This is a genomic window from Desulfobacter hydrogenophilus (assembly GCF_004319545.1).
GTDB lineage: Bacteria > Desulfobacterota > Desulfobacteria > Desulfobacterales > Desulfobacteraceae > Desulfobacter > Desulfobacter hydrogenophilus.
Window position 1 is genome coordinate 3,498,799 of sequence record NZ_CP036313.1, and the last position, 12,782, is coordinate 3,511,580.

Annotated in this window: 8 protein-coding genes; 1 reads left to right on the top strand and 7 read right to left on the bottom strand. The window is 48.5% G+C overall.

All coding sequences use genetic code 11. From position 1 onward, the window contains the following. Nucleotides 1-168 precede the first annotated feature (168 nt). Nucleotides 169-1,428, bottom strand: coding sequence for an OmpP1/FadL family transporter (locus tag EYB58_RS15590; protein ID WP_111954890.1), 1,260 nt, complete (start codon nt 1,426-1,428; stop codon nt 169-171). A 418-nt stretch (nt 1,429-1,846) separates the two neighbouring features. Here EYB58_RS15590 and EYB58_RS15595 point away from each other — a divergent pair, with 418 nt between their 5' ends. Then, nucleotides 1,847-2,818: an alpha/beta hydrolase gene (locus EYB58_RS15595; protein ID WP_111954888.1), complete on the top strand. Its 972-nt coding sequence runs from the start codon at nt 1,847-1,849 to the stop codon at nt 2,816-2,818. On the opposite strand, the gene EYB58_RS15600 is transcribed toward EYB58_RS15595, so the two are convergent. The 6 genes from EYB58_RS15600 to EYB58_RS15625 all read right to left on the bottom strand — a co-directional run bounded on the left by EYB58_RS15600 (nt 2,804) and on the right by EYB58_RS15625 (nt 12,597). Continuing rightward, complete coding sequence (locus EYB58_RS15600) at nt 2,804-4,084, bottom strand: radical SAM protein (protein ID WP_242637396.1); 1,281 nt, start codon at nt 4,082-4,084, stop codon at nt 2,804-2,806. The genes EYB58_RS15595 and EYB58_RS15600 overlap by 15 nt on opposite strands. 2 nt (nt 4,085-4,086) lie before the next feature. Next, nucleotides 4,087-6,576 (bottom strand): glycosyltransferase, encoded by a 2,490-nt coding sequence (locus EYB58_RS15605; protein ID WP_111954884.1) that lies wholly within the window; start codon nt 6,574-6,576, stop codon nt 4,087-4,089. 537 nt (nt 6,577-7,113) lie between these two features. After that, nucleotides 7,114-10,800, bottom strand: a complete 3,687-nt coding sequence (locus tag EYB58_RS15610; RefSeq protein ID WP_111954882.1) for a pyruvate carboxylase — start codon at nt 10,798-10,800, stop codon at nt 7,114-7,116. 198 nt (nt 10,801-10,998) lie between these two features. Continuing rightward, a complete protein-coding gene (locus EYB58_RS15615) occupies nt 10,999-11,907 on the bottom strand; it encodes a biotin--[acetyl-CoA-carboxylase] ligase (RefSeq protein ID WP_242637397.1) in 909 nt (302 codons plus the stop codon). Nucleotides 11,908-12,003: 96 nt separating this feature from the next. Then, nucleotides 12,004-12,267 (bottom strand): hypothetical protein, encoded by a 264-nt coding sequence (locus tag EYB58_RS15620; protein ID WP_131072085.1) that lies wholly within the window; start codon nt 12,265-12,267, stop codon nt 12,004-12,006. 117 nt (nt 12,268-12,384) lie between these two features. Beyond that, the gene (locus EYB58_RS15625) at nt 12,385-12,597 is read right to left on the bottom strand and encodes a hypothetical protein (RefSeq protein WP_111954878.1); all 213 of its coding nucleotides are present in this window, start codon (nt 12,595-12,597) and stop codon (nt 12,385-12,387) included. Nucleotides 12,598-12,782 lie beyond the last annotated feature (185 nt).

Below are 12,782 nucleotides of genomic sequence, written 5' to 3' on the forward strand. Positions count from 1 at the left end.
ATTTTGAGTCTGAAATGATATTAGGCCAACAGCTTGCTTATTGTCAACCAAGCCATGAAAAAATAACAGAAATATAAATTTCGTCGTGTTTAAATTGCGTCTATATATTACAGGGCGGCTGTTATTCCTTGCTTGAGGGACAACAGCCTCCTATGGATTTTAGACCGGTTAGAAGCGATACTGGATACCGAACCCTCCCTGATACAGGGCTTTGTCGTAGGTGACTTCAGGGCGTCCTGTGACAGGGTCGGCAGACGCCGTGGCATCCTCATAAAAATATCCGGAAAATCCCAGGATCAGGGTGACCTTTTCCGTCACTCTATACTTTGCACCCACGGCAAAAGCATGGCAGTCAAGGGGCGGATTCATCTGCTCAATGATACCAAAGTTTTCAGGCTTCATGTCCACGTTAATATAAAGATAACCCGCTGTCAGGGACCAGTCATCATTGACATCGTATTGAATGGCCAGGGCCAGTTCATAGGAGTTGCCGTCCACGGCGTAATTCTGGGTATCCCAGTCCGCATCCTCTTCAAAGTAATAAGAAAATGAGGGCTTGAGTGTGAGCTTCGGAAGAATTTTCCACTCAACGCCCAGCGCCAGTAAGGCGGGAAGGTCCCTGGCGTAGCTTTGGCCGTCCACTCGGCCATATCGCTCGAGAAGGGCTATGCCGAGAGCGTTTGATCCGCTCGTCTCGGTGTCCCAGTCCAGCTTGACCTTTGATTCATACCTTATACCAATGTTGAGGGCGTCCGAAGGGTGGATGTCAATACCGATAACCCCGCCGTAACCGTCGGCCTCCTGATCGTATTTGGCCATGATATCGGCGCCGCTGTAGGTGCCGTGGAGATCCACTTCCTTATCGGTGATTACGTACCTGAGCCCGGCGGCAACGGAGACCATGGGATGAAGATCGTACGAGACACCTGCGGTGAAGGTATAATCGTAGCTTTCAGCGCAGGCATAGGTCTGGGAAAGAGTTCTCCCCGCTGGGAGAACAGGTGAGAAGGCACCTCCAGCCAACTGGTTTTCAACGGTTTGGGTAATAATATTACCGTTTTCATATTCGGTCTCCCCACCTCCGCCGTTAATGGTAAAAGAGCCCCAGACAGCCCATTTGTCCTGTTTGTGGACCCCGAAAGCCATGGGGGCGATCAGGTTCGGACTGGAGGTCTGGGTTTCCCCGTTGAATTCATGATCATAGTCAAAGGTAAAGGGCAATAGATCAAGTTCCAGGTAGGTCCCGTTTTTGAGCAAGATCAGGCCGGCAGGGTTGTACGCGGCAGCATCCGCACCATCCGTTGCGGCATTGCGGCTGAGAGAGCCGGCATATGCCGATGAAAAATTTTGTTTGTTGTCAATGCCGCCGCCAAACGCAGGCACGGCCATTCCCAGAATAAATACGATTAAAAAATATCTCCCCATCATTTCGTTGTCCCCCCCCCCTTTTCTACAGTCAATTGATTTGATTTCAACAAATATAAACCAGGCGTTAGCCCAGTATTATCCACCTGTCTCCGGAAACTTATTTCCAAATTTTTAAACATGCATACGTTTTGTTTAAACGGTTGTCAACTGGAAAAGCCCGGAATTGGCAGGGAGCTTGTCACAATACATTTCTACCTAGTCAGCCTATTTTCCGTCTTAGTGAAATAAAGTTCCAGCGCCTTTTTCTTTACATACATCAGCCATACTGATATGCAATTCAACGAGAGATTAAGATGATATCCGCTCCGGTTATCAATCACTTGTTAGACTTGTGCACTGGACATCGGCATAGTGAATGTGACGCAATTGAATATGAAATATCCATCCTGTATGAACCCTTCAAAGGAACATAGGGCAAATGATTCTGTTAGTCAGTCTTGCGGTCGTTGCTGCAATCGTTTTTTTATCCGGCCCCCGGGTTCGTATTGACCAGACCATATTTCCCAAAAAACTTCCTTTGGATATAGATGATTATCTAATCCTTCAGGAGCAGCAGTTTTCCGACATGATACCCGGTATTCAAAAAACCGTGGTATGGGCAGGCACACCCAATGAACAGACTGAATTCAGTGTGGTCTATATCCATGGGTTTTCGGCCACACGCAAAGAAACAGCCCCTTTAAGCGATTTTGTGGCACAGGCTTTGGGTGCCAATCTGTTTTATACACGCCTTACCGGACATGGCCGGACCGGCGGGGCGCTGGCCGATGCCAGTGTCAATGACTGGCTCAATGATGTGGTTGAAGCCTATGAGATCGGTCAGCGTCTGGGCTCAAAGGTGATCATGGTCGGTTGTTCCACCGGCGGCACCAGCCTTGCCTGGCTGGCCCACCGGGCCGCAACCATGGGCGGTATGGACGCCCTGTATGCCTGCATTTTTTTATCTCCAAATTTCCGGCCGAAAAATAGTTTTTCAACCATGCTCACTTGGCCTTGGGGGCGCCAAATTGCCGGAATTATTATTGGAAAAGAACGGGGTGTGGTACCGGAAAATCAAGGCCATGGACAGTATTGGATTACCCGGTATCCTGTGGCGGCTCTTTTGTCCATGATGGGGATGGTCAGACTTGTAAGGGGACTGGATTTGTCAAAGATTCGTGTGCCTTGCCTTGTGATTTATTCCCCCCAGGACCAGATTGTTCATATCCCATCCCTGGAACTTGCCTTTAAGCGGATGGGCTGCCTCAAAAAACAGCTTGTCCCCTTTACCGGTTCCGCAGACCCGGGGCAGCATATCCTGGCTGGCGATATTTTTTCCCCTGGAACAAGTGAAGAACTGGCAGATATGATCGTTTCTTTCGTGCTGGAAAGTGATTTAGAATCTGTTTAAGGCTGTTTGGCGGGGTGGCCGTCTGCCGTCAAAAAAGTCGCAGGCTTTATAATATTGAAGATCCTTGAGCCAGTGGCCACCGTACTTCGGATCTTTGGCCATTCTGGCCGCCAGGTGCCATGGTGCGGAAAGGGCTTCCATGAATGGGCCGCCAAGTTCGGTGGGGTCTCTGAAACATTCCCAATCGCAGGCCAGGCAGTACCCTTTAGGATTAATGGCTTTGACGTTTAAGTTCGGAAACGGGCCTAAATTGTCAGCTCCCCTGTACCCGCATGGGTAGGTGTTGCCGTCGGTGCAGTTCAGGTAAAAGAAATCAATGCCGCCCCGGCAGCCGTAGGGCGTGTCTGCATTTTTTCCTGAATAGACATTGTAAAGGGTGTGCAGGCCCGCAAGAGGGGAAAAAATTCTAATCTGAGATCTAAATTTGGGGATGGTGTCTGAAAGTGCCTTGAATAAAAGCGCCTTTTCCGTGTCCGTGAAACAAACCACCCGGTCTGCGGACGCCGCGGCATAGACAGCATCCAAGTCTGCTTTATCTGCGCTGTCCTCCATGCTCATGGGGTAGCAGGCATTGGCAATGGTGAATCCCATGTTGATCACCTTGCGGTAGAAGTCGGCAAACCCCTGGGCAAAGGCCTGGTAAAAGGGTGAGGCTTCCGGGGCTGTAATGTCTTTTAGGGTTGGTGATGCAAGGGCCCGGGTGATCTGGGTAACATTGCGGTTCAGCCCAAGATTCACGGAAGGGAAAATCCCTGCATCATGGAAAATGGGTAATGCCTTTTCCATGCCCCGGGCAACGCCGTTAAATCCGCGCATTTGCTCATGGATTTGTGGGACGGAGGAATCCAGGCTGATCCAGAAGTTGCGCAATGGGGTATTTGCAAGTTCATCAGCAATGGCCTTTACCTTGTCTTTGAAGCCGGGTTTGTCATGATCGGCAAAAAAAAATCCGTTGGAGCCGGTGCGAATATAGGGAATCCCTGCTTTTCCGGCGTGCCGGATGAGTTCGGGCAGATCCTTGCGCAACAGCATGGGTTCGCCACCGGTGAAGGAGATGGCCTGGAATCCCTTTTTGCCTGCCGCATCAATGATCTCTTTGAGCTGGTCATTGGAGAGCCGGGTTCTGTTAAATATATTGGTTTTGCGCATGCCGCACTGGGGACAGGTGGCGTTGCAGCGGTCCGTGATCTGGATAACAAGCTGTCCGGGCATACGGCCTTTAAGCATCCGTGCGGCGGTTTTCAATCCTGATTGTATAGGAGGCATGATCATACGGCCTTTGAAAATTTTTCCACAGACGCCGGGGTATCCATCTTTTTGTAGAATTTCCAGGATTGTATAAATGCGTTTTCAAAGGATCTGTCTTCCATGTATTCCCGGGCCCGCTGGGACATTTGACTGCGCAACCCGGGCTTGATTATAAGTTCCTGCATGGCCGATAAAAGGGCTGTACCATCGTCACTTTTAACGATAATTCCGGTCTCACGATCCAGCATGTTTTCGCAGGGACCGCCCAGGTCCGACACGATGACGGGAAGGCCCGAAGCCTGGGCTTCCAACACCACATTGCCAAAGGTGTCCGTGGTGGAGGGGAATACAAAAAGATCTGCTGACGCATATACCCGGCACAAGGGCTCACCGGAAAGATAACCGGTAAAGGTCACGGGATAATCTTTGAGCATGCTTTTCATTTCATCGGCATAGGGACCGTCTCCCACGACAGTGAGGTGCACCTTGTTACTGGTCGTACAAAGCGTTTTGAATGCATCCACCAGAAGCGGCAGGTTTTTTTCCTTGGAGACCCGGCCCACATAAAGAAATTTCAACGCATCTTCATTAACCCCGAAATTGGAAGTCAGGATGTCGCAGTGTTTTGAGGGATGAAAGATTTCCGTGTTGATGCCCCGGGGCATGATGCGAATTTTTTCGGCCTTAATGCCCCGCTCCGTGAGCTCGTCAAAGGAATTCTGACTGGAAACATAAATCTGATCCATCTGGTCGTAATACCAAATCATGAATTTCCAGGTGAGCCCTTCGATAAAATCATCCCCGGTCAGATACTGGGCATATTGGGGAAACTGGGTATGGTAGGTGGCGGTCAAAGGCCGCTTCAGGAGCTTTGCAATGGCCAGGGCTGCCAGGCCAATGGGGCCGGGTGTGGCGGAGTGGATATGGGTGAACCCCTGGTGGTAGCAATAATTCAGCATCTCCAGAAACGGTGGGTAATACATTTTTTGTTCCGTATATTCCGGGATTTCATAAACGCCCATGGGTGTGAAGTTTTTCACCCCGTCCCCTGTTTGTTCAGCCTGGGCATCACAGGTAATGATGGTCAGATGTTTGTCGTTTTTTAATGCGGCCTGTACCTGTTGTTGAAGGGTCTGGGCCACACCGTTGACATCGTAAAAAGTGTCTGTGAAATGCCCGAGCTTGACCTTGGATTTGGGTGTCTTCATCCCGTTTCTGTATCCGGCAAACCGGTTAAGGACTGCTGTATTAATTTCATTGTCCTTGGCAAAATGGACAAAGGCCACAAAGTAAGGGGCTAAAAGAGAGTAAAGTCCGCCCACGGAACCAATGGTCTGGAATATGTTGAACAGGTTGGCCCCGGAGGCCTGGCCAAGCAAAAGGTCGCCTGTGTGGGACAACACTTTGTTTGAAAGTTGGTTGACAAAATCAAACCATAATTTTTCCCTGTGCTGTTCCTGCTTTTCCAGGGACGCGCCAAGGCGTATTTTTTTTGACTGGGCCCTGGCAATATTCATCAGGTCCGGATTTTCCGCAAATAGGCGTTCGGTCTCCTTTCTGATCAGATTTTTCATGGAAGCGGATTTGGTATTATCCCGGCAGTTTTTACGTTTGCTTAGAAAGGAGTAAAATCGCGACATAATCCCGTTATCCACTCTGGACACCGGCATCAGGGACTGGTCAAGAAATTTGAGCAGCTGGTCTTTGCCTGTGTGGCGCCCAAGGTTGAACCGGTTGGCGTAAAACTGATAGGCAATACCGTAGAGGTTATGGGCCATGGTCTGGGGCGTGGACGGATCAGACACGGCCCGGGATTTGCCGTTGAGGATGCCGGCCATAAAAGCGTCAAGATTTGTTGCATTATCTACAGCCGTGAAGGTTCTGGCGATATTTAAGCCGGAGTGGTCATCAGAGCCGCCGGTGAGGTTTTTTTTCCATGGTGTATCGAACAGGGGCTGGTAATCATAAAGGTTGGACAGTCGTTCAATGTCCATGGGAGTGAGTTTTCTGAGCACCTGGGTAAGAATCTGATTTTGTCTTTCGTTTCTGGCACCGTTGAGTTCAAAGTTTTTAAACAGCAAAAGCATCTGTTCAAAATGGTTGATGGTCAGTCGGTCATTCACGCTGTAGAGGGGATGAGCAATGATATTGATGATGTTTTCATCATTCAGATAAGCCACCAGATCAAAGATGTTTGTTCGAATTTTTTGGACTTCATCATGCTGGGCTTCGGTGATGTTCTGGGCCAGCACATGCATCTTGCACCCGTCTTCGGGAAAATAGGAGGTGATCTCCTCGGAGATATAGGTGTCCGGCAGATGGGCAATTTCAAGGGCACCTTCAATGGTGTTATGGTCGGATATGGTCACAAGGGACATACCCTTTGCCTTGGCAGTATTATATACCAGCATGGGGTCCGTGAAACTTTCAGGACAGCTGATTTTCTGCAGGACCCACTGGGACGGTCGCTTGGAAAACTTGGAGTGCACATGAAGATCTATTTTCATCATTTTCTATCCTTATTAAATAGATGAACATCTTGTTAATCACGCAATTTACGCAAATTGTGTTACATGCCTGTGAAGACTGGACTAGAAAAATGTGAAAAAATGACGAGGATATTTTAATTTAGGGATCAAGACCCGCAGATGAGATATGGTAAAGGAACTTGCATCGAACTTTGATGGCGTCTGACCAGGGAGAAGGCATACCTTTAGGAATGGGACCGAAATAATTTCACTTGGGAGCGCGGGCGTCCCGCCTGCTTTCCTGCGGGCGGGACGCCCGCACTCCCGGATAGAGCAAAATGGGCAAGTTATTTAGGACATATTCCTGAGTATGTCGAGCATCTGGCCAGGCGCATAACTCAGTTGAAATGAACTTTGGGCCCAAGTTCAAAATAAAACTTTCCATATGGTTTGCCTTTTCATCCGTCTTCTTCGTTGTGTCAATGGGTACATATGTTTAATATGCTCCCATTGACACGCCTTAAATACGAACGAAAATTCTAAACTATATTTTGGACTATTTTATTTCGATCATGGGCCTTAACAGAGTTTTTGTCCACAGATCGAACAGAATTTCTGGTGATCGATATCAATGGGACATTTACAGTTCACACAGGTATCCGATATGGGTGAAAGCTCCACGAGAAGTTCACCGTTGACAACCGGGACCATCTTTTTGGTTTCCAGGTAATTGGCTGTTTTCAGAACTCGTTTGACAATGCCGTCAACCGGTGAAAGAACGGCTTTTTCCTGCTTCATGATAGAGATATTGAAAAGCTCTTGGCCTTTCTGGATGACGTCCCCTTCATTGGCATACATGACCCACAGATCCCCGTTGCTCGGCGCCGCAATATGACAAATATTGCAGACATCACACATTTCGATGGATTCGAATCCTTTGCCGGTGGGCTCACTGACCTTAACTTTGTAAATAAAAACTTCCGAATCGAAAAGGTAACGGACCACGCAGTGTCCGGTTGCTTTGGGAGGGGAAATATCCAGAATGATCATCTCATGGGGTTTGCCGGTGCTGTCCGTAAATTCTTTTTCAACACCGACTTCCAGACCTTCAAACCAGACATCCACCGGAATGTTGTTCGGATTGCTGAATTTTGCCGTGAACTCGAAGGTTTTCAGTGCATCTCCGGGATGATTCAGGTATAGAACAAATTCTTCCTCGGTGGGTTCCCGGTGAATCAGATCTTTGAGTTTGATACGTTCTGCCTTAAGATCAATATCTTCCAGCGTATTCAACGGTGATTCCGTTGTCCGACCGGCAATGGCCTCCTGATAATTTTCGCCGAATGCGCTTTCATAAACCCAGTCCGGCGGGAAACCCAGCGGCAGTTTACCGAAATGGCCCTGCAGCAGATTCTGGAAGGCGTCATTGCTGTCGCGGTACAGTTCTAGTCGTGCCGCCTTGATTTCACTGGGCAGATCTCTTTCAGGGATGGTATTGACGGCTTTGAGGGTATCCAGCAGACGCTGAACCGCTTTTTCACCGCCGCGCTGATAAGCTCCGGTGACAGCCAGGAATGCGGTATTCCAGGTGATTTGAGAGCCCGGTGTCACATCATGATAACGCGTGATTTTGCGTGTTCCTTTCAAAAATTCCAGCATATGCGGCAGAAGATGGATATACCCCTGTTTCATGGCACCTTCCTGGGAAGAAGAGGTCGCGCCGCCCGGCATGCCGTGTTCGACGACATCATAATCAATGCCTTTGAAATAGGGCGAACAGTAGCGGTCATAGTACGGCATGATTTGTTTGAGCATGAAGTTGCAGGAACGGATCATGTCTTTATTCAGGTTGGTTTTAAGGCCGAGTTCCTCTTCGATGTAGGCTGCTGTCGAAAGAACATCTCCCTGGCCATACCAGCGGACGGATGAGCCGATTCCGGTGTCCACGATGTTGGCGCCGGCTTGGGCCGCCGCACCCACGGCCGGAACAAACAATCCGTCGGTATAATGACGATGGTAATGCATGATAAGTTCAGGATATTTTTTGCGAATTGCGCCCACAAGTTCCCGGATAAATCTGGGCGGGCATACACCGGCCATGTCCTTGAGACCCAATATCATCGTGCGAAGCGCTTTATTCTTTGTCAGGCCGGAAACTGCGGCGACCATCGACAAAATTTCATCAGTCACCGACAGATAATGATTTACGTCGAAACCCTCTGCAAAAGAAAGGGAAATGGCAGGCTCGAAAATATTGGTTTTGGAATCCATGGCCACTTCGGCAAAGGGGCGCATATTTTCAATGTGATTTAAAAAATCAAAGCAGCGAATCACATCATAATGCGCGCAGATCATTTCACCGGTCTTACGCATTAGATTGCGCGGCTGGGGTTTGTATCCCAGTATATTGGTGGAGCGGACCAGAATCTGCTTGAGCGTTTGGGGTGCAAATTCATTCCACTCTGCGGCTTCGGTAAACGGGTAGGTCATGTTGGCCAGCATCGCCACATGGAAATGGGCACCCCCGCCGTTTTCCATGGAGAAGAAACCGCATTTATCCAGATAGGGTCCGACCAGCCTGTCCTCGGCCAGGCGGAAGCGGTTTCCACTGTTGGACTGGGTCATGTCACGGGTCGTTGTATCCGTAAAATGAATATAACCGCTGTCCCGAACGAAATCCAGAATATCCTGGCAGTCTCCACTAGGATACGGATGGACAAAGTTGTTGTGCCCTTTAGGGGGAAAAACCGGATTGAAAGGCCCGACCCGTTTGTCATCCCGCCCGCGGTATTCGCTTAACTGGACAAACTCGTTATATCCCTTGGCCGAAATTTCAGCCACCAGACGGGACAGCCTGACGGTTTCCGGTGCCTGATCAACATATTTCATCAGTTCCGGTGTTTTTTCAATGAAGTTGGTATCATACATACCTGAATTGAAAAGCGGATGCTCGAGAATCTGACGATGAAATGGGATGGTCGTCTTCACTCCGCCGATATGATACTCACGCAGGGCGCGCCGCATAACCTTGACGCATTTGTTCCAGCTGCGGCCAAAAGCCATCAGCAGGGTCGCGGCCGAGTCATACTGGGATGGAAATTGGTATCCTGTACTGATACAGGTATTGAGCCGGACACCGGTACCGCCCGGCGGTGCATGCCGCGTTATGAGACCGGCATTGGGTGAAAAATTGTTCTGGGGATCTTCACAGTTGATTCTGACCTGCATAGCATGCTGGTAGGGTTTAGTCTCTTCTTGGTTGAAACTGAGCGTCGCACCAAAGGCAATTGCGATCTGTTCAGCCACAAGGTCCACACCGTAGCGGCATTCCGTAATTCCGTGTTCGACCTGAAGCCGTGTGTTGACCTCAATGAGGTAGGGCGTTCCATCCATATCCACGAGAAATTCAACCGTTGCCAGAGAATAGTAATTTACATGCTTGATCAGTTTGATCGAATACTCTTTGAGTTTGCAGCGAAGTTCTTCGGTCATGCCCGGCCAGGGGGAAGGGGTCATTTCGACCAGTTTCTGATGGTTTCTTTGAACCGTGCAGTCCCTTTCATCAAAAGCAAAAACATTGCCGTGCTGATCGGCGGCAATCTGAATTTCAATATGACGCACGTTGGTCAGCAGTCTTTCCATGAACAGCTTGGGATTGCCGAAAGACGCCTGGGCAAATGTCGATGCTTTGACAAAAGCGGATTCGAATTCTTCTTCGGAATACACTTCGTAGATTCCCCGGCCACCACCGCCGCCTTCAGCTTTGAGCATGATCGGATAACCGATTTTTGGAGCAAAGGCACGGGCCTCTTCCAGTGTGACGGCATCTTCCGTCCCGGGGATGACCGGAACACCCAGTTCCGTGGCCAGTTTACGCACGGCAACTTTGTTGCCCAGACGTCGCATGGCATCATGCGCCGGACCGATAAAAGGAATACCGGCTTCTTCACATTTCAGCGGAAAGTCGGCATCCTCCGCTGCAAATCCCCAACCGGGGTGAATGGCAATAACACCTCGTCTTTTAGCTTTTTCAATAATCCGGTCAATATCCAGATAAGACGTAGGATCTTCCCCTAACAGCATCAGTTCTTGAGCACTGCCGGTAGACGGGGACGTTTTATCGACATCAGTTGCAGTCATGATTGAGATGGCTTCCATCTCCGAGATTGAACGGCAGAGTCGACGGGCAGGAATACCCCGGTTTGCAACGAGAATGGGTTTCCCCTTATTTTCAGCCAGAACTTGTTCAAGGGTTTTTGGTTTCATGACTTTTTTGAGTTCTCCCTAATATTTAATACATTTTGGTTAAGTCTTGAAAATTCCAAATATTATACTTCATTTAACTTCGAGGTGAAAGATTAATTCTGCATGAGGTTTATGTGAAAGTGCCAATAAGCTGTCAAGCTATCTTTATGTTGTACTGTGGGTATAGTCTGGGCGATAGATCAGGTAAGCCTATGGCTGTTATTCAACCGTTAAAATTCTTCCGGAATGGAGGACCTCTGTTTTGGCATTTTTTTTTATCAGTAGCCCGCCATTTTCAGCAATGCCGATAATGATTGCCGAACAAACCCCCTCTCCATTTTTCAGAATATGGACGTGCTTGCCGCGCCATGCCAGACGGTCGGTAAGGAGGTGTATAAATTCGGATGGTTGGATCTGCTTGATCAACATCTCGAAACAATGGATGCCTGATTCCACCAGGTGAAACCAGACCTTCAGCGGTGAGATATCAAATCCTTCTTTAGATAGACAGGTCGCCGCCATGAATGTTTCGGGGCCGGTTGTTCGCAAAGACGGTGCCGAAGCCATATTGATCCCGATTCCGACAATGATTTTTTTATTGCGCTGCTCAATTAAAATACCGCCGATTTTTCGGTTTTTATATAAAAGATCGTTCGGCCATTTTATCTGGACATCGATACCCAGCAATTCAAGACCTCGGGCGACAATATACGCGGCGACAAGGGGTAATAAATTTTCCTGATACGCATTGGCACTGTTACTGCCGGAAAATTCGGGCCACACCCAGGATGCATAAAGATTTCCGACGGGTGACACCCAGTTGCGCCGGAACTGTCCTCTGCCGGCTGTCTGCTCGGTGACGATGACCGAGTCCCAGGTCTGGATTGCCTGGCGGCTCAGAAGATCCCAGGCCGGATCCATGCTGGAACCGTACTGATCACAGATTAGAATCGTCGGTGTACTCTTCGTTGCGTCAGCGGATGGATACCAGACAGAACCTTGGACTGCCGGGGAAAAGTCCTGCCGGTGTATATGTTCCCATGGACCGAACGTTTCGATATCTTTCATCCACAGTGGATGCCGCTTTGCAATCTGGTCAGGATGCATCGTCAGTGCAGGGCGCGTCATTTAAACACAAATCCCGCAGAATAAACATAACTTGCTTAAAATATTAAGTTTAAACCTATTTTTGTTAGAAATAAAATTCACTGTTTTTGATAAAATCTAATAAATTGTACTTTTGGCTTCGGCATACAGCCGTTCAACGGCTTTTTCATTCCATGCATTATGGGCCGCAGGGATTTGGAAGCCATCCGCCTGGAACAGCCGTATAACGTCATTGGTGGTAAATTCTTTTTCTTCTTTCAGCCAGATGCTATTTCTGAGCACCAGTCGATAATAATTATCATCTTTGACGGAATTGTCCAGGCCGCCGTTCTGCTGAATTTCCATGAGCTGTGAGATTTTTTTTTGTTGGCTGTTCATCATGGTCCTGAAAATTCGAACCTGTTCTTTGACCTTGAATAGGTCATTTTTGAAGGTGAGAATTTCATTTCTATAGGTTGTGACAAAGTCAACGAATTCGTCTATAAATGCATCCGGAACCTATTCTTTGTGCTGGCCAGATTCTTGGGGTTCAGATGTGGGGTCGTTCTTTTCGTCAATAATTTCAAACGTCTCTTCAGGCGCTTCGAAGGTTTCTGCTTCAATCTTTTTTAATTTATCCAGCCTGCTGTCTGCTCTTTTTTTGGCAAACACTTCAACATTAAGTAATGAAGCTCTCTTTTTTTCATAGCACTGGTTCCTTTTGCATATCAACCAATCCCCGGACAGAAAAGATGATATTTGTTGATTTTATAAAATGGGTTTCACCTGTGGGTAAAAAGCGTGCGCCCAAATATTATTTGCCGCTATCGGTCAAGAGTAGACAGAATCTATTCGGCAAGGGAGGCAATCGTTGCTGCGGCAATATCCTTGTTTGAATATTCCGACACGTTCTGGCC

What these genes read in the sequence shown, in the direction of transcription:
- EYB58_RS15590 (WP_111954890.1), bottom strand. Translation starts at nt 1,428, where the DNA reads ATGATGGGGAGATATTTTTTAATCGTATTTATTCTGGGAATGGCCGTG.
- EYB58_RS15595 (WP_111954888.1), top strand. Translation starts at nt 1,847, where the DNA reads ATGATTCTGTTAGTCAGTCTTGCGGTCGTTGCTGCAATCGTTTTTTTA.
- EYB58_RS15600 (WP_242637396.1), bottom strand. Translation starts at nt 4,084, where the DNA reads ATGCCTCCTATACAATCAGGATTGAAAACCGCCGCACGGATGCTTAAA.
- EYB58_RS15605 (WP_111954884.1), bottom strand. Translation starts at nt 6,576, where the DNA reads ATGATGAAAATAGATCTTCATGTGCACTCCAAGTTTTCCAAGCGACCG.
- EYB58_RS15610 (WP_111954882.1), bottom strand. Translation starts at nt 10,800, where the DNA reads ATGAAACCAAAAACCCTTGAACAAGTTCTGGCTGAAAATAAGGGGAAA.
- EYB58_RS15615 (WP_242637397.1), bottom strand. Translation starts at nt 11,907, where the DNA reads ATGACGCGCCCTGCACTGACGATGCATCCTGACCAGATTGCAAAGCGG.
- EYB58_RS15620 (WP_131072085.1), bottom strand. Translation starts at nt 12,267, where the DNA reads ATGATGAACAGCCAACAAAAAAAAATCTCACAGCTCATGGAAATTCAG.